Source organism: Pseudoxanthomonas sp. LH2527 (genome assembly GCF_022539275.1).
In the GTDB taxonomy this organism is placed as follows: Bacteria; Pseudomonadota; Gammaproteobacteria; order Xanthomonadales; family Xanthomonadaceae; genus Pseudoxanthomonas_A.
On the sequence record NZ_JAKZBW010000002.1, the window covers coordinates 61,883 to 81,343 of the forward strand.

The following is a 19,461-nucleotide window of genomic DNA, read 5'->3' on the forward strand; positions in this document are numbered from 1 at the left end:
GGGGCCGGCGGCGGGGTTTCGCCGCGCAGCCTGCGCGCGTCCGGCGACAGCCCGGTTGCCGTTTTCTGGCAATCCGGTGACAGCAGGCCGTGACCCGCGCTTAACCCGCGGCGACCCTGAACGACGCAGAATGCACGCACCCTCCGCGGCGTGTATCATGCGCGCCCATCTTTTCATCCGAATCAAAGGATATAAGCCCGATGTCCAGCTACCTGTTCACCTCCGAATCGGTCTCCGAAGGCCATCCGGACAAGATCGCCGACCAGATTTCCGACGCCGTGCTGGACGCGATCCTGGCCCAGGACAAGCGCGCGCGCGTGGCCTGCGAGACGCTGGTGAAGACGGGTGCGGCCATCGTGGCCGGCGAAGTCACCACCACCGCATGGGTCGACATCGAGTCGCTGGCGCGCAAGGTCATCAACGACATCGGCTACGACAATTCGGACGTCGGCTTCGACGGCCACACCTGCGCCATCATCAACATGCTGGGCAAGCAGTCGCCCGACATCAACCAGGGCGTGGACCGCAAGAAGCCGGAAGAACAGGGCGCCGGCGACCAGGGCCTGATGTTCGGCTATGCCTGCAACGAGGCGCCGGAGTTCATGCCGGCCCCGCTGTACTACAGCCACCGCCTGGTCGAGCAGCAGGCCAAGGTGCGCAAGAAGGGCAAGCTGAAGTGGCTGCGCCCGGACGCCAAGTCGCAGGTCACCCTGCGCTACGACGGCAACAGCATCCTCGGCCTCGACGCGGTGGTGCTGTCCACCCAGCACGACCCGGACATCAAGCAGAAGGACCTGATCGAAGCCGTGCGCGCCGAGATCCTGGTGCCGGTACTGCCGAAGAAGTGGCTGGACGCGCTGCCGAAGAACAAGGTGCACATCAACCCGACCGGCAAGTTCGTCATCGGCGGCCCGGTGGGCGACTGCGGCCTGACCGGCCGCAAGATCATTGTCGACAGCTACGGCGGCATGGCCCGCCACGGCGGCGGCGCGTTCTCGGGCAAGGACCCGTCGAAGGTCGACCGCTCGGCCGCCTACGCCGCGCGCTACGTGGCCAAGAACATCGTGGCCGCCGGCTTGGCCGACAAGTGCGAAGTGCAGGTCTCCTACGCCATCGGCGTGGCCGAGCCGACCTCGATCTCGGTCACCACCTTCGGCACCGGCAAGGTCGGCGACGACCTGATCGAGAAGCTGATCCGCAAGCACTTCGACCTGCGCCCGTACGGGATCACGAAGATGCTGGACCTGGAGCACCCGATCTACCAGCCGACCGCCAGTTACGGCCACTTCGGCCGCAAGCCGAAGGAGATCAGCTACACCGACGGCGCCGGCAAGAAGCACACCGCGACCGCCTTCTCCTGGGAGAAGACCGACCGCGCCGAAGCCCTGCGCAAGGACGCCAAGCTGAAGTGACGGTCCGGCGCGCCTGCGCACGCGCAGGCGCCTTTGCCGGCCCGTCATCCCCGCGAAGGCGGGGATCCAGCGTCTTGCCTCTTCGCTCCAGCTCCAAAAAAACGGGCCGCTCACGCGGCCCGTTTGCCTTTCCGCAGTAGCGCAGAGCTCGCTCCGCTGCTTGCACGCACGTCCCCGCACCCCATCAGCCAAGCAAGCCCGGCTCTACAACGCAGGTCGGTGCGACGTGGACGGAATGCGTTAGCCTGCCCACCAGTTCCCCCGCGAACCCACGCCATGGACACCCTGAAAAGCCACCAGCTCACCATGACCGTGCTGATGACCCCGGACATGGCCAACTTCTCCGGCAAGGTCCACGGCGGCGCCATCCTCAAGCTGCTCGATCAGGTGGCCTACGCCTGCGGCAGCCGCTATGCCGGCAAGTACGTGGTCACCCTGTCGGTGGACCAGGTGATGTTCCGCCAGGCCATCAACGTGGGCGAACTGGTGACCTTCCTGGCCTCGGTCAACCACACCGGCACCTCGTCGATGGAAATCGGCATCAAGGTGGTGGCCGAGGACATCCGCAAGCAGAGCGTGCGCCACGCCAACAGCTGCTTCTTCACCATGGTAGCGGTCGATGACGAGGGCCGGACCACTCCGGTCCCGCCGCTGGAACCGTCCACGCCGGACGAGGTCCGCCGCTTCGCCGCCGCGCGCCTGCGCCGGCAGTTGCGCGAGGAAATGGAACGGCGGCACGCCGAGCTCGGCAGCCTGGCGGCGGAAAACGCCTGATCGGCCGCTGCGACCGGCGCGCGCCGGCTACAATGCGCGCATGTCATTGATGCAATTCCAGCGGGTCGACTTCAGCGTCGGCGGGCCGCTTCTCCTCGAACACGTCGACCTGTCCATCGAAGCCGGCGAGCGCGTCTGCATCGTCGGCCGCAACGGCATGGGCAAATCCACCCTGATGCGGCTGATGGCCGGCGAACTGAAGCCGGACGACGGCGAGATCCGCGTGCAGAACGGCGTGGTGGTCGCGCGCATGGCGCAGGAAGTGCCGCAGGACACGCAGGGCACGGTGTTCGACGTGGTCGCGCAGGGCCTGGGCGACCTGGGCCAGTTGCTGGCGCGCTACCACCACGCGCTGCACGACGGCGACATGGACGCGATGGGCGAAGCCCAGGCGCAGATCGAGGCCCAGCACGGCTGGGACCTGGACCTGCGCGTGCAGCAGGTGCTGACGCGTCTGGAACTGCCGGAAGAGACCGACTTCGCCGCGCTGTCCGGCGGCATGAAGCGCCGCGTGCTGCTGGCGCAGGCGCTGGTGCGCAACCCCGGCATCCTGCTGCTGGACGAACCGACCAACCATCTCGACATCGAGGCGATCGCCTGGCTGGAAGGCTTCCTCAAGTCCTTCGGCGGCAGCATCGTGTTCGTCACCCACGACCGCAGCTTCCTGCGCTCGCTGGCCACGCGCATCCTGGAGATCGACCGCGGCCAGCTGACCAGCTGGCCCGGCGACTACGACAACTACCTGCGCCGCCGCGAAGAACGGCTGCATGCCGAAGCGCAGGAGAACGCGCGCTTCGACAAGCTGCTGGCGCAGGAAGAAGTGTGGATCCGCCAGGGCATCAAGGCGCGCCGCACCCGCAACGAAGGCCGCGTGACCGCACTGAAGGCGATGCGCCGCGAGCGCGCGCAACGCCGCGACCTGTCCGGCAACGTCAGGATGGAAGCCGCGGCGGCGCAGTCGTCAGGCAAGAAGGTCATCGAGGCCACCCACATCACCCAGGCCTACGACGGCCGCGTGCTGCTGGACGACGTGTCGGCGACGATCATGCGCGGCGACCGCGTCGGCATCGTCGGGCCCAACGGCGCCGGCAAGTCGACGCTGCTGAAGATCCTGCTGGGCGAACTGGCCCCGCAACACGGCGAGGTGAAACTGGGCACCGGCCTGCAGATCGCCTACTTCGACCAGCACCGCAGCCAGCTGGACGACACCCGCACCACGCTGGAGAACGTGGCCGAGGGCAGCGATTTCGTCGAGATCAACGGCAGCCGCAAGCATGTGATCGGCTACCTGCAGGACTTCCTGTTCTCGCCCGAACGCGCCCGCGCACCGATCACCCGCCTGTCCGGCGGCGAGCGCAACCGGCTGCTGCTGGCCAAGCTGTTCGCGCAGCCCTCCAACCTGCTGGTGATGGACGAACCCACCAACGACCTGGACGTGGAAACGCTGGAACTGCTGGAAGAGCTGCTGCTGGACTACAAGGGCACGCTGCTGCTGGTCAGCCACGACCGCGATTTCCTCGACAACGTGGTCACCAGCACGCTGGTACTGGAAGGCGAAGGCCGGCTGGGCGACTACGTGGGCGGCTACTCCGATTGGCTGCGCCAGCGGCGCACGCCTGCCGCAACCTCCGCCACGCCTGCCAAACCGACGCTGTCGCACCAGCCCGAACCCGCCGCCGCCAAGCGCAAGCTCGGCTTCAAGGAAGCGCGTGAGCTGGAACTGCTGCCCTCGCGCATCGAAGCCCTGGAAGGCGAGGTCGCCAAGCGCACCGCCGCGATGAACGACCCGGCCTACTACCAGCAATCCCCTGCCGACCTGCAGCGCGCCAACGACGAACTCGCCGCCAAGCAGGCCGAACTGGACCACGCCTATCAGCGCTGGTCGGAGCTGGATGGGTGAGCAGTGGCTTCACTGTAGGAGCGACGTGAGTCGCGACCGCACGCACTGACGGCCGACCAACGTCGACGCATCTGCCGACCCCGCCAACCTGCATTTCGCCACCTCGCTCCATCGCGACCGGACAACGTGCGGTCGCGACTCACGTCGCTCCTACAACGGGCGGCAGCAGCGCGATCACCCGGTGTTCTGCACACCCTGCGACACGCCGTTGATGCTGGCGACCAAGGCATGCAGCAGCGTGTCGTCCTCGCGGTCGCTGTCGCGCCAGCGCTTCAGCAGGTCGGCCTGCATCACGCTGATCGGGTCGATGTAGGGGTTGCGCAGGCGGATCGACAGCGCGAGGCGCTGGTCGTGCTGCAGCAGCCATTCGTTGCCGTTGAGCGCCAGCACCCAGCGCACGACGGTGGCGTGCTCCTGCTGCACCTGCGGGAAGAACTCATCGTGCAACGCGCCGGACATCCTTGAATACATCTCGGCGATGCTCAGGTCGCCCTTGGCCAGCACCATCGACACGTCGTCGAGGAAGGTCTTGAAGAACGGCCAGTCGCGGGCCATTTCCGCCAGCGCGTCTTCGCCATACGCGTCCACCGCCGCCTGCAGGCCGGTGCCCACGCCGTACCAGCCGGGAATCACCGCGCGCGCCTGGCTCCAGGCGAAGACCCACGGGATGGCACGCAGGTTGCCGAGCGCGGCGTCCTGCCCCAGCCGCCGCGAGGGCCGCGAGCCCAGCGTCATCCGTTCGATCACGTCGATCGGCGTGGCGCTGCGGAAGTAGTCCATGAAGCGCGGCGACTGCACGAAGGCGCGGTACGCCTGCGAACTTTCCTCGGCCACCCGCGCCATGATCTCGCGCCAGCGCGCCTCGCGCGGCTCCGGCGGGCGCGGCCGCAGGCTGGACAGCAGCACCGCGCCGACCGACTGCTCCAGCGAGCGCAACGCCAGCGCACGGATGCCGTACTTGCGGTGGATCACCTCGCCCTGCTCGGTCACGCGCAGGCGTCCGTCCACGCTGCCGCGCGGCGCCGCTTCCAGCGCGCGCGAGGTCTTGCCGCCACCGCGGATGATGGAGCCGCCGCGACCATGGAAGAACGTCAGCTTGATGCCCAGGTCCTGCGCGGCGTCGACCAGGTCCACCTGTGCGCGCTGCAAGCCCCAGCGGGAGGCGGCGATGCCGCCGTCCTTGCCGCTGTCGGAGTAGCCGAGCATCACCATCTGCACGTTGTCGCGCGCGGCCAGGTGGGCGCGGTAGACCGGATCGGCCAACAGATCGCGCAGCACCTCCGTGCCATGGCCAAGGTCATCGATGGTTTCGAACAGCGGCGCGATGTCGAGCGGCACCTGGCCGGCGTCGTCGACCAGGCCACCGCGCCGCGCCAGCGCCAGTACAGTCAGCACGTCGGCGCGGCTGTGCGCCATGCTGATGATGTAGGTGCCCAGCGCATCGGTGCCGTGGCGCGTGCGTGCATCGGCCAGCGCGCGGAACACGGCATCGAGTCGGTCGTTGCCCTCTTCGCTGCTGGCCGGCAGCGTCGCCGCACCGCTGGCGTGCGGACCCAGCAGGGCCGCGCGCTCGACGGCGTCGCGGTCTTCCCACTGGGAATCGCCCAGTGCGGCGGCGACGGCACGCGCGTGCACGCTGGACTCCTGGCGCACGTCCAGCCGCGCAAGATGGAAACCGAACGTGCGCACGCGCCACGCCAGCCGGCGCACGGCGAACCAGCCGGCATGCAGGCCGCGGTTGGCTTCCAGGCTGTGCAGGATCAGATCGATATCGGCCGCCAGTTCCGCGGGTGAGGCGTAGCCTTCGGGGCGATCGTCCAGCGTGGCCTGCAGGCGCGCGCGCATCAGGTCGTTGAGCAGGCGGTACGGCATGTCGCCGTGGCGCGGGCGCGATTTCTTCGCCGCCTCCGGCATCAGCGCGCGGTAGGCCTCCACGCGCGCGGTGACCTCGGGCGACACGCCGATGATGGCGCTTGACTGGCTGAGCAACGTGGTCAGCTGGCGCAGTTCCTTCAGGTAGCGCGTGAGGATGGCGCGGCGCTGCGCGTCCAGCGTGGCGCTGACCGTGCGCGCATCCACATTCGGATTGCCGTCCATGTCGCCGCCGACCCAGGTGCCGAAGCGCAGCACGCGCGGCAGGTGCGTGGTGACCTCCGGTGCGGGACCGTAGACGTCGGTGATCGCGCTTTCCAGCGTTTCGTACAGCACCGGGATGACGCGGTAGAGCACTTCGATCAGGTAGAAGCCGACGTGCTCGCGCTCGTCCTCCACGCCCGGGCGCACCGGCGACGAATCGGCCGTCTGCCAGGCCGAGGTCAGCGCCATGCGGAAGCGCGCGGTGTCGGTCGCCAGTTCACCCGGCGTGCGCGTGCCGTCCAGCCCGTTGATCAGGCTGGCCACCATCAGTTGTTCCTTCTCCAGCAGCGCGCGGCGCACGGCTTCGGTCGGATGCGCGGTGAACACCGGTTCCACATCGATGCGCGGCAGCCACTGCGCGAGTTCCTGCAGCGTCACGCCCTGTGCCTTCAGCTTGGACAGCGTGTCGTGCAGGCCGTCCGGCTGCGGACGGGTGCTGCCGGCACGCTGGTACTCGCGCCGGCGGCGGATGCGGTGCACGCGCTCGGCGATGTTGACCACCTGGAAGTAGGTGCTGAAGGCGCGGATCAGCGATTCGGCCTGCGCCGGGGCCTGGCCCTCCAGCAGGCCGGCCAGCGACTGCGGCGGATCGCCGGCCTGCCGACGGGCGATGGCGGTGGTGCGCACGCGCTCCACCTCGGCCAGGAAGGCCGGCGAGACCTGTTCGGCCAGCATGTCGCCGACCAGCGCGCCGAGCCGGCGCACGTCTTCACGGAGAGGGACATCGGGCGGAGCGAATTCGAGGCTGCGGGGGCTGTTCATGCGTGGCGCGGGGTCCCGTCGTTCATTGGGCCTGGATTGGTATGGTCGCAAAGGGCAACTGGTCTGCTGCAAGGCAGCAATCCGAAGCCTACCCGATCACGTGAACGGCGGCGTCATCGTTTCATCCGGAACAAGCGATATAATGGCCGCCCTTCGCCGAGGGGCGCTGCGACCGTGACATGTGCGGATCCTTCCGCAAGAGCCTGCACATCCCTGTGCAGACTTTCCACATAGTCCGGCCAGGCTCGGCGGAATGAACCTGCAACGGCGCCCGGATACCCTGCGACCCTGATCGCACAGACCGGAGCAACAGCCATGAACGCAGTACGCACGTTTTCGACCGAAGGCGACTACAAGGTCGCCGACATCTCGCTGGCCGATTGGGGCCGCAAGGAACTGGACATCGCCGAGCACGAGATGCCGGGCCTGATGTCGATCCGCCGCAAGCACGCCGCCGCCAAGCCGCTGAAGGGCGTGCGCGTGACCGGCTCGCTGCACATGACCATCCAGACCGCGGTGCTGATCGAGACGCTGAAGGACATCGGCGCCGACGTCCGCTGGGCCTCGTGCAACATCTTCTCGACCCAGGACCACGCCGCCGCCGCGATCGCCGCGACCGGCACGCCAGTGTTCGCCTGGAAGGGCGAGACGCTGGAGGAGTACTGGGACTGCACGCTGGACGCGCTGACCTTCACCCTGCCCGACGGCACCCTGACCGGCCCGGAGCTGGTGGTGGACGACGGCGGCGACGTCACCCTGCTGATCCACAAGGGCTACGAGCTGGAACAGGGCGACACCACCTGGGTGAACAGCGCCGCGGGCAGCCATGAGGAGCAGGTGATCAAGGACCTGCTGAAGCGCGTGGCCAAGGAGCGTCCCGGTTACTGGACCCGCGTGGTCAAGGACTGGAAGGGCGTGTCCGAAGAGACCACCACCGGCGTGCACCGCCTCTACCAGATCGCCGAGCAGGGCAAGCTGCTGGTGCCGGCGATCAACGTCAACGACTCGGTCACCAAGTCCAAGTTCGACAACCTGTACGGCTGCCGCGAGTCGCTGGCCGACGGCCTGAAGCGCGCGATGGACGTGATGCTGGCCGGCAAGGTCGCGGTGGTCTGCGGCTATGGCGACGTGGGCAAGGGCTCGGCGCATTCGCTGCGCGCCTACGGCGCCCGCGTCATCGTCACCGAGATCGATCCGATCTGCGCGCTGCAGGCGGCGATGGAAGGCTTCGAGGTCAACACGGTCGAAGACAGCCTGGGCCAGGCCGACATCTACGTCACCACGACCGGCAACAAGGACATCATCACCCTCGAGCACATGAAGGCGATGAAGGACCAGGCCATCGTCTGCAACATCGGCCACTTCGACAACGAGATCCAGGTGGACGCGCTGTACGCCTCTGAGGCCAAGCGCATCAACATCAAGCCGCAGGTGGACAAGTTCGTGTTCCCGAACGGCAATGCGATCTTCCTGCTGGCCGAAGGCCGCCTGGTGAACCTGGGCTGCGCCACCGGCCACCCGAGCTTCGTGATGTCCAACTCGTTCGCCAACCAGACGCTGGCGCAGATCGACCTGTGGGCCAACAAGGACGTGTACGAGAAGACCGTCTACCGCCTGCCCAAGCAGCTGGACGAGGAAGTCGCGCGCCTGCACCTGGAGAAGATCGGCGTGAAGCTGACCACCCTGACCAAGGACCAGGCCGACTACCTGGGCGTGGCGGTCGAAGGCCCGTACAAGCCGGACCACTACCGCTACTGATCGCCTCCGCGGTCACGATGCAAAGGAACGGGCGCCCCAGGGCGCCCGTTCCTCATTGCGTGACGGGCATCCGCTCCTGCCACCGCGCAGACGCGCCTCTGCGCTTGCCTCACCGGCGCGATCATCGCAAGCTTGGCCGCCGTTCCGATCGCCACCGGCCAGCGCTCCGCGCGGCCCGTCGCACCACGGAACACTCCGGGAGTGGACATGCCACGCGATGAAGGGAGCGCGGACACCGCGCGCGCCGCCAGCCGCACGACCGATGCCGCGGCGCCGCGCCTGCGCGAGAAGGTCGGCTACGGGATAGGCGATTTCGGCTTCAACCTGTACTGGGCGAACATCTCGGCGTTCCTGCTCATCTTCTACACCGACGTGATGGGCCTGGCCGCCGCCGCGGTCGGCACGATGATGCTGGTCACCAAGCTGGTGGATGCCATCACCGACCCACTGATGGGCGCGCTGGCCGACCGCACGCGCAGCCGCTTCGGCCGCTTCCGTCCCTATCTGCTCTACGGCGCGTTGCCGCTGGCGCTCACCGGCGTGCTGACCTGGACCGTGCCCGACCTGGGCGATGGCGGAAAGCTGGTGTGGGCCTATGCGACCTTCACCCTGATGATGCTGGCCTATACGGTGCTGAGCATTCCGTACTCCGCACTCTCCGGCGTGATCACCGCCGACAGCCAGCAGCGCACGCAGCTGATCAGCTTCCGCTTCATCGCTGCCTTCGCCGGCACCATGGCGGTCAACTGGCTGACGATGGACCTGGTGCGCTGGCTGGGACGCGGCGACGAGGCGCTGGGCTGGCAGCTGACGCTGTCGCTGTACGGCGTGGTCGCGGCGGCGGCGTTCGTCACCGTGTTCCTGACGACGCGGGAGCGCGTGCTGCCGCCGCCGCAGCAGCGCAGCGCGGTCCGCCAGGACATGCTGGACCTGCTGCACAACCGGCCGTGGATGGTGCTGTTCGCGCTGGCGCTGATCATCATGGTGACCATCGTGATGCGCGGCGGCTCGCTGGCGTACTACCTGAAGTACCACCTCGGACGTCCCGAGCTGACCGGCCTGTTCCTCGGCACCTACGCGCTGGCGCTGGCGGTGGGCGCCGGCCTGACGCCGCTGATGACCCGCTACGTGGACAAGCGCCGCCTGATGGCGTGGCTGATGGCCGGCGTGGGCGTGGTGAGCTGCGCCATGTTCTTCGTTCCCGCGGAATCGCTCTGGACCATGTTCGCCCTCAACCTGCTGGTCGGCCTGATGCTGGGGCCCAAGTCGCCGCTCGCGTTCTCGATGTACGCCGACTGCGCCGACTACACCGAATGGAAAACCGGCCGCCGCGCCACCGCGATGACGTTCGCCGCGGCGACGTTCTCGCAGAAGCTCGGCGGCGCGCTGGCCTCGGCGACCATCGCGTGGATCCTGGCGGGGATGGGCTACGTAGCCAACGAAGCGCAGTCGGATGCGTCGCGGCTCGGCATCGTGCTGCTGCTGACGGCCATCCCCGGCGGCGTCGCCCTGCTGGCGGCGTGGGTGATGCGGTTCTATCCGCTGGATGACACCGCGCTGGCGCGCATCCAGGCCGACCTGCATGCGCGACGGGAGGCGTCGGCATGACGGACGTACCCTACGGTTTCGAGGAACAGGGTCGCCGCTTCGTGCTGACCAGCCCCACGGCGATGCCGGCCGCGTCGACGTTCCTGTGGAACCGGCAGATGCTGCTGCAGCTCAACTGCCGCGGCTTCGCCACCGCGCAGTTCATGCAGCCGGAACCGGCCAAGTACGCGCATGCGCCGACGCTGGAGGCCAAGACCTTCATGCAGCCGGAACAGCCCTACTACGCGCACCACCCCGGCCGCTTCTGCTACGTCAAGGACGAGGAAGACGGCGCGCTGTTCTCCGTGCCGCACGAACCGGTGCGCCGCACGCCGGAGGCGTTCGCGTTCTCCGTGGGCCTGGCCGATGTCGCGTGGCGGGTGTGCTGCGACGGCATCGAGGTGGAGATGGGCGTGGTGCTGCCAGTCGACGACGTGGCCGAGCTGTGGACGGTGCGCGTGCGCAACCGCTCGGGGCGACGACGACGGATGAGCCTGTATCCGTATTTCCCGGTCGGCTACATGTCGTGGATGAACCAGTCCGGCCGCTACCGTGACGACCTGGGCGGGATCGTCTGCGACAGCATCGCGCCGTACCAGAAGGTCGAGGACTACTTCCGCCAGCGCGACTTCAAGGACCGTACCGTGCTGCTGCACGAGCGCACGCCGGACGCCTGGGAAGCGAACCAGGCGCAGTTCGAGGGCGAAGGCGGGCTGCATGCGCCGCACGGCATCGTCGGCGGCGAACACCTGGGCGGTGACGAGGCGGCCTACGAAATGCCGACGACCGTACTGCAGTACCGTGTGGCGCTCGACGACGACGAGGTCCAGGAATACCGCTTCCTGTTCGCGCCCGCGCGTGACGACGACGAGATCCGGCAACTGCGCGCACGGCATCTGTCGCCCGGGGGATTCGCTGCCGCGCATGCCGGCAGCGCTGCGCACATCGACGTTGGCGCGGGCTGCCTGCGCATCGAGACGCCCGACCCGTGGCTGGATGCGTTCGCCAACCACTGGCTGCCGCGGCAGGTGTTCTACCACGGCGACGTCAACCGCCTGACGACGGACCCGCAGACACGCAACTACCTGCAGGACCACATGGGCATGGCCTTCCTCCGTCCCGAGGTGGCGCGGGCGGCGTTCCTGCATGCGTTGTCGCAGCAGGAGCCGTCGGGTGCGATGCCGGACGGCATCCTGCTGACCGAAGGCGCGGAGCTGAAGTACATCAACCAGATCCCGCACACCGACCACGCGGTGTGGCTGCCGGTCTGCCTGCGCGCCTACCTGGACGAGACCGGCGACGACGCCCTGCTCGATACCATGGTGACCGACCGGGAGGGCCATGCCGCCCCGGTCGGCGAACGCATCAGCCGCGCCATGCGCTGGCTGCTGCAGGCACGCGATGAGCGCGGGTTGAGCTACATCGCCCAGGGCGACTGGTGCGACCCGATGAACATGGTCGGCTGGCGCGGACGCGGCGTATCCGGCTGGCTGACGCTGGCCAGCGCGTACGCGCTGACGCAATGGGTGGCGATCTGCGTGCGACGCGGCGACGATGCGCTTGCCGGCGAATTCCGCGCGGGCGCGGATGCCTGCAACGCCGCCATGAACACCCACCTGTGGGACGGCGACTGGTACGGCCGCGGCATCACCGACGACGGCGTCGCCTTCGGCATCAGTGCGGATCGCGAAGGCCGCGTCTTCCTCAATCCGCAGACCTGGGCCCTGCTCAGCGGTGCGGCGGACGACGACAAGCGCGCGCGCATGCTGGCCGCCGTCGACGCGCACCTGGTGTCGCCGTACGGCGTGACCATGTACGACCCGCCGTACACGCGCATGCGCGAGGACGTGGGCCGGGTGACGCAGAAGTTCCCCGGCAGCGCCGAGAACGGCGCGGTCTACAACCATGCGGCCGCGTTCTACCTCTACAGCCTGTACCAGGTGGGCGATGCCGACCGCGCCTGGCAGGTGCTGCGCGCGATGCTGCCATCGCCGGCGCCGGACGATTGCCTGCAGCGCGGCCAACTGCCGGTGTTCGTGCCCAATTACTATCGCGGCGCGTGGCGCCTGCACCCGCGCACCGCCGGCCGTTCCAGCCAGCTGTTCAACACCGGCACCGCCGCGTGGCTGTACCGCTGCCTGGTGGAGGAACTGTTCGGCCTGCGCGGCGACGGCGATGCGTTGCGGATCGCACCGCAGCTGCCCTCGCACTGGCCGTCGGCGCGCGCATCGCGGCGGTTCCGTGGTGCAACTTTCGAGGTGGAGATCGAACGCGTGGCCAGCCTCAAGCAGGCGCGCGTGGCGCTGGATGGCGTCTGGCAGCACGATGCGGTCATCCGTGACGTCGAAGCCGGCCGCACGTACCAGCTGCGGGTGGAAGTGCCGGCATGAACGGGCGCACGCGCGTGGTCGTGGTGATGGGCGTGTCGGGCAGTGGCAAGACCACGCTGGCACGCGCATTGGCCGACGCATGGCCGGCGACCTTCCTCGATGCCGACGATTTCCACAGCGAGGCCGCGAAAACGCGGATGGCCGGCGGCCATCCGCTCACCGACCGCATGCGCGCGCCCTGGGTGCGCCGCATCGCCGCCGACCTGCAGCGCCGCGTGGCAGCCGGCGAACGCGTGGTGCTGGCCTTCTCCGGCCTGCGTCGGCGCCATCGCGACCGTCTGCGCGCGACCGGATTGCCGCTGCGCTTCCTGTTCCTGCAGGGCGACCCGGCGCTGGTCGCCGCACGCATGCAGGCGCGGCAGGGCCACTACATGCCGCCGTCGCTGCTGGACAGCCAGTTCGACGCCTTGGAACTGCCGCAGGCAGAGCCTGACGTGACGCGGATCGCGATGGACGATACGCCCGCCGTGCAACTGCGCCACGCACTGGCGATGCTCGACTGACGACGCGGCCTGCGCGCGCCGGCTACGGGCGCCAGTTGGCGTTGTGTTCCCAGAACGCCACGCTGCGCCGATAGGCCGCCGCATCCAGCGGCACGCCCGATCCACCCTCCTCCACGCCCAGCGCATTGCGCATCATCGTGATGGGCGCCATCGGGATCTCCTCCGGCGTCTGCGTGTATAGGCAACCGACGACGCCCCAGTCGCCGGTGATCGGCGCCTTCTCCTTGGCCAGCTGTGCGGCGCTGTAGAGGATGACGATCAGGTACTCGGCGACCGGCGGTTCGACGCCTTCGAACCAGCGCACCAGCACCGGCAACTCCGCCGACGAGCGCGCTTCATAGCCTGATCGCAGCAGGTGGCGGTTGTCGTCGGTGATGGGCACGGTCAGGCAACGGGTCGAGGTCCAGTTGCGGTGCACATGCAGGCGGCAGAACGGCGCATAGCCATCGAGGACGTGCAGCGGCGCCTCCGCGTTGAGGCGCTGCTCGAAGGCCTGCGGCGTGCAGTCCTGGATGGCATTGCGGCGCCGGTCGGCCGGGAACAGGCGGGTGCGGGCGAACGGGGTCAGGACGATGGTCATGCGATGGCCGGGGACGGGAGGGCGACAGGGTACCCGCAGCCGAAGCCGGCGGCAGAGGGCGGGCGCTTCCGCCAACCGATGGCGGCCGCCTTGGCGATAAACATTCATCCGGATGAAGCGATACAATGCGGCCTCGACCCGAACGGCGCCGTCCATGCCCTCCATCAGCTTCGAGTTCTATCCGCCCAAGACCGATGAGCAGCGCGCGCAGCTCGACCGCACCGCGGACAAGCTGAAGGCCTACCGGCCCGAGTACGTGTCGTGCACCTTCGGCGCCGGCGGCTCCACGCTGAGCTACACCTCCGAGACGGTCCGCCACCTCAACCAGCACCATCGCTTCGATGCGGCGCCGCATCTTTCGTGCGTGGGCGGCAGCCGCGAGGAAATCCGCGAACTGCTGCGCCTGTACCGCGCCCTGGGCTGCAAGCGCATCGTCGCGCTGCGCGGCGACCTGCCCTCCGGCATGGGACATCCCGGCGACCTGCGCTATGCCTCGGAACTGATCGAATTCATCCGCGCCGAACAGGGCGACACCTTCCACATCGAAGTCGGCGCCTACCCGGAAACGCATCCGCAGGCCGAGAACGCGCTGACCGACCTGCGCCACTTCAAGGCCAAGGTCGATGCCGGCGCCAATGGCGCGATCACCCAGTACTTCTACAACCCCGACGCCTACTTCCACTTCGTCGATGCGGTGCGCAAGCTCGGCGTGGAGATCCCGATCATCCCCGGCATCATGCCGATCTCGAACTTCTCGCAGCTGCGTCGTTTCTCCGAAGCTTGCGGCGCGGAGATCCCGCGCTGGATCGGCAAACGCATGCAGGCGCTCGGTGATGATGCCGAGGCGATCCGCGACTTCGGCGCGGACGTGGTGGCGAACCTGTGCGAGCGTCTGGTCGCAGGCGGCGCGCCGTCACTCCACTTCTACACCCTCAATCTGGCCAAGCCGACCCAGTCCGTGCTGTCGCGCCTGGGCTGGTCGGCCTGACCCGCCAGCGGTTCCGTTCGTCCGGCAGGTGAACGATCGCCGATTCCGTGCGCGCGTGCCCTGACCCGGGTGCGCCCGCCGGATTAGGCTGGCGGCATGCGCTCCCTTTCCCTCTCCGTCCTCGTCTGCCTGCTTGTCTGCGGCGGTCTGCGGCCCGCCATCGCGCAGGCGCAGCAGCAGGGCGTGCAACGCTGCACCACGATGTCCGGCGACACGGTCTATACGGACAAGCGCTGCGAAGACGTCGGCGCGATGGATCGCCTGCCCTCGCCCTCCACCACCACGGCCGCGACCGGCGCGCTGTATCGCGGCGGCTGTTCACGCACGCTCAGCGACCTGGTGATGCAGGTGTCGTCGGCGATCCAGGCGGGCGACGTGAACCGTCTTGCCGGCGTCTATCACTGGGCCGGCACCTCGGATGCCGGCGCGTTGCGCATCCTCGACCGGCTGGACGTGGTGGCGCAGCGTCCGCTGGTCGATATCGTCCCCATCCGGCCGGCACCCGCACCGGTGCTCGACGCCGCCGGACAGGTGGTCGACGCCAACCGGGATGGCTACTACCCGCAGACGAGCACGCAACGGCAGCGCCCCGTCGGCCTGCGCATCGTGCAGACGCTGAAGAACAGCGCCACGCCCGCCGACACGACGTTCGGCCTGCGCCGGGCCTACAACTGCTTCTGGATCACGCTCTGACGGTGTCCTGGGCGCTCAGGCGCCCTGCGTGGACCCGCTGAGCGGTTCGTCGGGCATCACGCCGCGTTCGGGAGAGAAGCGCAACGTGGCCACCACGCCCTTCGGTTCGCCCGGGCGTACACCCACCTGCCAGCCGTACAGCGCGCACAGGCGGCTGACGATCGACAGGCCGATGCCACCGCCCTGCGAGTGGCCGGCGTGCGTGCCGCGGTAGCCGCGCTCGAACAGCCGCGCCGCGTCTTCCTTGCTGAGGCCCGGCCCGGAGTCGACCACTTCCACCGCATCCGGCAGCAGGCGCACGACCACCTCGCCTTCCTTGGTGTACTTCACGGCGTTGCCGATCAGGTTGCCCAGCGCCACCGACAGCGCGGCCTCGGGCGAATCGACCGTCACGCCGCCCTCGCCTTCCACGCGCAGCACCAGCGGCTTGCCGCCCAGCGTGGCGCGGTGCGCATCGAGCAACTGGTCGACCACCCGCGCGACATCGGTATTGCCGTGGCCGCGCTCGTTGCGCGACAGCAGCAGCAGCGCGCTGATCAGGTCGGTGCACTGCTGTTCGGCGCGCTGGATGCGCTGGATGCGCGTACGGGTCTTATCGTCCATGTCCGGACGCGACAGCATCAGCTCGACCGAACCGCGGATGATGGCCAGCGGCGTGCGCAGTTCGTGGCTGACGTCGGCGTTGAACTCGCGGTCGCGCTGGACCACGTCGGTCAGGCGCACGGAGTAGTCGTCGAGCGCCTTGGCCAGTTCGCCCACCTCATCCTCGGGGAAGTGCGGCGCCAGCGGACGCGGGTTGCTGCTACCGCGGTAGGCGCGCAGGCGTGCGGCCAGTTCGGAGACCGGACTCATGACGCGGGAGGCGGACCACCAGCCGATCAGCAACGAGATGCCCGTGAAGACGATAACGACGCCAACCAGTGCATTGTTGAACTTGCTTTTCGCCTTGACGGATTCCGTCTTGTCGTACGCGAGGAAGAACCAGGCTTCGGGCGTTTTCTGCACGGCGAGCCAGTAGGAAAACGGGGATCCGTCCTCGTCGGTGCCGCTTACGGTATGGATGCCGTTGGGAAGCTCATACCACTCCGGCTGGTCGATCTTGAGCTGGGCGAACTTGTCCGGGGCGAATGCATAAGCCCTCATCGTCTGGACGCGCAGATCGCGCTCCCGCCCATCACTCTCGACATACCGGCGCTGATACTCCGCGATGTTCTGGCTGATCGCATCGACCACCAGGTCTTCTTCGACACGGTTGCGGACCCAGTTGGCCGAGAACGCGAGCAGCAGCGTCAGGCCAAACCCCAACAGCACGAACGACAGGATGATGCGGGTACGCAGCCGCCGCCGGAAACGGCGGTGGCGGCGGGGTTTCGACGACTCAGCTGCTGGCATCGGGTGCGGCGATGCGGTATCCGATGCCATGACGGGTCTGGATGTAGGGCGAGTCGAACGGCTTGTCCACCACGGCGCGCAGGCCGTGGATGTGCACGCGCAGGGAATCCGAGTCGGGCAGCTCCTCGCCCCAGACGCGCGTTTCCAGTTCCTGCCGGGTCACCACGGCGGGCGACGCCTCCATCAGCGCCTGCAGGATCTTCAGCGCCGTGGGGTTGAGCTGCAGTAACTTGCCCTGGCGGCGGACTTCCAGCGTGTCCAGGTTGTATTCCAGCTCGCCCACTTCCAGCACGCGCGTCTGCACGCCCTTGCCGCGGCGCGACAGGGCGTTCAGGCGGACCTCGACTTCCTGCAGCGCGAACGGCTTGATCAGGTAGTCATCAGCACCGGAGTCGAAGCCGGCCAGCTTGTTGTCCAGCGAATCGCGCGCGGTCAGCATCAGCACCGGCGTCTGCTTGCGCGCCTCGTTGCGCAGCTTGCGGCAGACCTCAAGCCCGTCCATGCCGGGCAGGTTGAGGTCGAGGACGATCGCATCGAACTCGTGCACGACGGCCAGGTGCAGCCCGGTCACGCCGTCGGCGGCGAAGTCGACGGTATGGCCCCGCTCTTCGAGGTAGTCGCCGAGGTTGGCGGCGATGTCGCTGTTGTCTTCGATCACGAGGATACGCATCACGTGTTCCTTCAGCGCTGGGACGAAGTGGCCGAATCGCTCAAGTCCTTGCGGGCCTGCTCCGACTGGCGATTGCGCTGCAGCGCGGTCATGCATTGGGTCGTGGTGCGGTTGGAGCCGATCTGCTTTTCGCGACGGCAGATGAGCCGGCTGTCCGCGGCGGCCTGGGACAGGAGGGAATTGACCAGTTCCTGGTCGTTGAATACCCGCACCTTCTGCGCCTCGTCCAGCGCGGCCACGCCGCCCGCCTCATGCAGCAGGTTTCCCATCCTCTCCAACGCACCGGTCACTTTGGCCCGGTCACTGTCGGAAAGCTCGCTATAGGTCTTGCCGTTCGCCAGATCGGCTTCGATCGACTGCCGCTGCGCATCGAACGACTGGTGGACATCCATCACCGTGCGCTCACCGCGCGTGCTGTTCCCGGAACCGATACTGGCGACTGCACTGGCCGATACCAGCAACAAGGCCAACGCGGGAGTCCATGCGAACTTGTACATCCATTACCTCTCGTGGGGTGGGGTGCGAAGGCAGAGAGTAACAGCCGTTGCGCAATCAACGACGCTAGGCCCTGCGTTCCGGATTCTGACATGCCGCACGCGGGGGACATCGGCCAAAGGTCACCGACAAAAAGGCCCAGGCGGGTGGTTGCCCGCCTGGGCCAAACTAATGCCCCGATTACCGTAATCCTGTGCTTCCAGAGGTATCCACCGGAGGGACGCAGAGCTGCGGTCCGGGGAAGGCTACGCGGTTTTCGATTAAACCACCGTTAAAAACCGCGTTAAATCCATGTGAAATCAGCGCATACCGATACCCGGCGCCCGGGTCGCCGCTATTCAGCCTGCGCCGCCAGATGCTCCACGATGCACCCGGCCACGTCCACGCCGCAGACGGACTCGATGCCTTCCAGCCCCGGCGTGGAATTGACCTCCAGCACCAGCGGACCGCGCTGGGCCCGGATCAGGTCCACGCCCGCCACGCCCAGCCCCAGGACCCTGGCCGCGCGGATCGCCACGGCGCACTCCTCTTCGGTGGCGATGGCGTGCAGCGCGGTCCCGCCACGGTGCAGGTTGGAACGGAAGTCGCCCTCGGGCGCCTGCCGGCGCATCGACGCCACCACCTGGTCGCCCACCACGAAGCAGCGCAGGTCGGCGCCCTCGGCCTCGCCGATGAACTCCTGCACCACGAAGCTGGCATACAGGCCGCGCAGCGCTTCCACCACGCTGCGCGAGGCCGACGGCTTCTCGGTCAGCATCACGCCGGCGCCCTGCGCGCCCTCGTTCAACTTGATGACGTGCGGCGGCGGGCCGAGCATCGACAGCAGGTCGCTGGTGTCGTCCGGGTTGTCGCCGAAGACGGTGACCGGCAGGTCGATGCCCTGCGCCGCCAGCAACTGGTGCGCGCGCAGTTTGTCGCGCGCGCGCAGGATGGCGTCGGACGGATTGGGGCTGTACGTCCCCATCAGCTCGAACTGCCGCAGCACGGCGGTGCCGTAGCGGGTGATGGACGCACCGATGCGGGGAATGACCGCGTCGTAACCGGCCAGAGACCGGCCCTTGTAGTGCAGTTGGAAGCCGCTCGACGCGATGCGCATGTAACAACGCAGGGGATCCAGCACGCGGACGGTATGGCCACGCTGTCGCGCGGCCTCGACCAGGCGGCGCGTCGAGTACAACTTGCCGTTGCGCGACAGGATGGCGAGCTTCATGGGGAGTCGGTCACGGGAGGCAGGCACAGCATGCCACGCCCGCGGTGCGGGACGATGACAGGATCAGGGAAGGAAAGCGGAATGGAGCGGGTGATGGGAATCGAACCCACGCTAGCAGCTTGGGAAGCTGCAGTTCTACCATTGAACTACACCCGCACGATGGCGCGAGTCTATGCCGCGGCACGCGGCAAGGCAATGCGGCGCCATCCTC

The 19,461-nt window shown here is 68.0% G+C and carries 15 protein-coding genes, 1 tRNA gene and 1 riboswitch; of the genes, 9 read left to right on the plus strand and 7 right to left on the minus strand.

What is annotated here, in order from left to right:
* The first annotated feature begins 200 nt into the window (after window positions 1-200).
* The 3 genes from metK (at window position 201) to MMG85_RS01790 (ending at window position 4,086) form a co-directional block, all read left to right on the plus strand.
* Complete coding sequence (metK, locus tag MMG85_RS01780) at window positions 201-1,412, plus strand: methionine adenosyltransferase (RefSeq protein WP_241044372.1); 1,212 nt, start codon at window positions 201-203, stop codon at window positions 1,410-1,412.
* 276 nt (window positions 1,413-1,688) lie between these two features.
* Window positions 1,689-2,186 (plus strand): acyl-CoA thioesterase, encoded by a 498-nt coding sequence (locus MMG85_RS01785; protein WP_241044374.1) that lies wholly within the window; start codon window positions 1,689-1,691, stop codon window positions 2,184-2,186.
* Window positions 2,187-2,226: 40 nt separating this feature from the next.
* Window positions 2,227-4,086 (plus strand): ATP-binding cassette domain-containing protein, encoded by a 1,860-nt coding sequence (locus MMG85_RS01790; RefSeq protein ID WP_241044376.1) that lies wholly within the window; start codon window positions 2,227-2,229, stop codon window positions 4,084-4,086.
* A 174-nt stretch (window positions 4,087-4,260) separates the two neighbouring features.
* On the opposite strand, the gene ppc is transcribed toward MMG85_RS01790, so the two are convergent.
* Window positions 4,261-6,984, minus strand: a complete 2,724-nt coding sequence (gene ppc / locus MMG85_RS01795; protein ID WP_241044378.1) for a phosphoenolpyruvate carboxylase — start codon at window positions 6,982-6,984, stop codon at window positions 4,261-4,263.
* Window positions 6,985-7,136: 152 nt separating this feature from the next.
* Window positions 7,137-7,264, plus strand: a riboswitch (S-adenosyl-L-homocysteine riboswitch).
* Between the two features lie 35 nt (window positions 7,265-7,299).
* Between ppc and ahcY the strand changes: the two genes are divergently transcribed.
* From ahcY to MMG85_RS01815, 4 genes are all read left to right on the plus strand, one after another.
* Window positions 7,300-8,742, plus strand: coding sequence for an adenosylhomocysteinase (gene ahcY, locus MMG85_RS01800; protein ID WP_241044380.1), 1,443 nt, complete (start codon window positions 7,300-7,302; stop codon window positions 8,740-8,742).
* 207 nt (window positions 8,743-8,949) lie between these two features.
* Window positions 8,950-10,350 carry an MFS transporter gene (locus tag MMG85_RS01805; protein WP_241044382.1) on the plus strand — a complete coding sequence of 467 codons (1,401 nt, stop codon included), beginning with the start codon at window positions 8,950-8,952 and terminating at the stop codon, window positions 10,348-10,350.
* The gene (locus MMG85_RS01810; protein WP_241044384.1) at window positions 10,347-12,719 is read left to right on the plus strand and encodes a glycosyl hydrolase family 65 protein; all 2,373 of its coding nucleotides are present in this window, start codon (window positions 10,347-10,349) and stop codon (window positions 12,717-12,719) included. The genes MMG85_RS01805 and MMG85_RS01810 overlap by 4 nt, the downstream gene beginning before the upstream one ends.
* Complete coding sequence (locus tag MMG85_RS01815) at window positions 12,716-13,222, plus strand: gluconokinase, GntK/IdnK-type (protein ID WP_241044386.1); 507 nt, start codon at window positions 12,716-12,718, stop codon at window positions 13,220-13,222. Before MMG85_RS01810 ends, MMG85_RS01815 begins: the two co-directional genes overlap by 4 nt.
* A gap of 22 nt (window positions 13,223-13,244) precedes the next feature.
* On the opposite strand, the gene MMG85_RS01820 is transcribed toward MMG85_RS01815, so the two are convergent.
* Window positions 13,245-13,802, minus strand: a complete 558-nt coding sequence (locus MMG85_RS01820) for a DUF3228 family protein (protein ID WP_241044387.1) — start codon at window positions 13,800-13,802, stop codon at window positions 13,245-13,247.
* 154 nt (window positions 13,803-13,956) lie between these two features.
* On the opposite strand from MMG85_RS01820, the gene metF reads away from it, so the two are divergent.
* Both metF and MMG85_RS01830 read left to right on the plus strand, forming a co-directional pair.
* Entirely contained in the window at window positions 13,957-14,790 is an 834-nt protein-coding gene (gene metF / locus MMG85_RS01825; RefSeq protein ID WP_241044389.1) for a methylenetetrahydrofolate reductase [NAD(P)H], read from the plus strand.
* 96 nt (window positions 14,791-14,886) lie between these two features.
* Window positions 14,887-15,483 (plus strand): hypothetical protein, encoded by a 597-nt coding sequence (locus MMG85_RS01830; RefSeq protein ID WP_241044391.1) that lies wholly within the window; start codon window positions 14,887-14,889, stop codon window positions 15,481-15,483.
* Between the two features lie 15 nt (window positions 15,484-15,498).
* On the opposite strand, the gene MMG85_RS01835 is transcribed toward MMG85_RS01830, so the two are convergent.
* The 5 genes from MMG85_RS01835 to MMG85_RS01855 all read right to left on the minus strand — a co-directional run bounded on the left by MMG85_RS01835 (window position 15,499) and on the right by MMG85_RS01855 (window position 19,406).
* Window positions 15,499-16,875: a HAMP domain-containing sensor histidine kinase gene (locus MMG85_RS01835; RefSeq protein ID WP_241044393.1), complete on the minus strand. Its 1,377-nt coding sequence runs from the start codon at window positions 16,873-16,875 to the stop codon at window positions 15,499-15,501.
* Complete coding sequence (locus MMG85_RS01840; protein ID WP_055936695.1) at window positions 16,862-17,545, minus strand: response regulator transcription factor; 684 nt, start codon at window positions 17,543-17,545, stop codon at window positions 16,862-16,864. The genes MMG85_RS01835 and MMG85_RS01840 overlap by 14 nt, the downstream gene beginning before the upstream one ends.
* Before the next feature lie 11 nt (window positions 17,546-17,556).
* The gene (locus MMG85_RS01845; protein ID WP_241044396.1) at window positions 17,557-18,042 is read right to left on the minus strand and encodes a hypothetical protein; all 486 of its coding nucleotides are present in this window, start codon (window positions 18,040-18,042) and stop codon (window positions 17,557-17,559) included.
* Window positions 18,043-18,374: 332 nt separating this feature from the next.
* The gene (gene rimK / locus MMG85_RS01850; RefSeq protein ID WP_241044398.1) at window positions 18,375-19,250 is read right to left on the minus strand and encodes a 30S ribosomal protein S6--L-glutamate ligase; all 876 of its coding nucleotides are present in this window, start codon (window positions 19,248-19,250) and stop codon (window positions 18,375-18,377) included.
* An 82-nt stretch (window positions 19,251-19,332) separates the two neighbouring features.
* Window positions 19,333-19,406, minus strand: a tRNA-Gly gene (locus tag MMG85_RS01855).
* Between the last annotated feature and the right edge of the window lie 55 nt (window positions 19,407-19,461).

Bases quoted from the DNA above. Each gene is read 5' to 3' on its own strand.
- metK (WP_241044372.1), top strand. From the start codon at position 201: ATGTCCAGCTACCTGTTCACCTCCGAATCGGTCTCCGAAGGCCATCCG.
- MMG85_RS01785 (WP_241044374.1), top strand. From the start codon at position 1,689: ATGGACACCCTGAAAAGCCACCAGCTCACCATGACCGTGCTGATGACC.
- MMG85_RS01790 (WP_241044376.1), top strand. From the start codon at position 2,227: ATGTCATTGATGCAATTCCAGCGGGTCGACTTCAGCGTCGGCGGGCCG.
- ppc (WP_241044378.1), bottom strand. From the start codon at position 6,984: ATGAACAGCCCCCGCAGCCTCGAATTCGCTCCGCCCGATGTCCCTCTC.
- ahcY (WP_241044380.1), top strand. From the start codon at position 7,300: ATGAACGCAGTACGCACGTTTTCGACCGAAGGCGACTACAAGGTCGCC.
- MMG85_RS01805 (WP_241044382.1), top strand. From the start codon at position 8,950: ATGCCACGCGATGAAGGGAGCGCGGACACCGCGCGCGCCGCCAGCCGC.
- MMG85_RS01810 (WP_241044384.1), top strand. From the start codon at position 10,347: ATGACGGACGTACCCTACGGTTTCGAGGAACAGGGTCGCCGCTTCGTG.
- MMG85_RS01815 (WP_241044386.1), top strand. From the start codon at position 12,716: ATGAACGGGCGCACGCGCGTGGTCGTGGTGATGGGCGTGTCGGGCAGT.
- MMG85_RS01820 (WP_241044387.1), bottom strand. From the start codon at position 13,802: ATGACCATCGTCCTGACCCCGTTCGCCCGCACCCGCCTGTTCCCGGCC.
- metF (WP_241044389.1), top strand. From the start codon at position 13,957: ATGCCCTCCATCAGCTTCGAGTTCTATCCGCCCAAGACCGATGAGCAG.
- MMG85_RS01830 (WP_241044391.1), top strand. From the start codon at position 14,887: ATGCGCTCCCTTTCCCTCTCCGTCCTCGTCTGCCTGCTTGTCTGCGGC.
- MMG85_RS01835 (WP_241044393.1), bottom strand. From the start codon at position 16,875: ATGCCAGCAGCTGAGTCGTCGAAACCCCGCCGCCACCGCCGTTTCCGG.
- MMG85_RS01840 (WP_055936695.1), bottom strand. From the start codon at position 17,545: ATGCGTATCCTCGTGATCGAAGACAACAGCGACATCGCCGCCAACCTC.
- MMG85_RS01845 (WP_241044396.1), bottom strand. From the start codon at position 18,042: ATGTACAAGTTCGCATGGACTCCCGCGTTGGCCTTGTTGCTGGTATCG.
- rimK (WP_241044398.1), bottom strand. From the start codon at position 19,250: ATGAAGCTCGCCATCCTGTCGCGCAACGGCAAGTTGTACTCGACGCGC.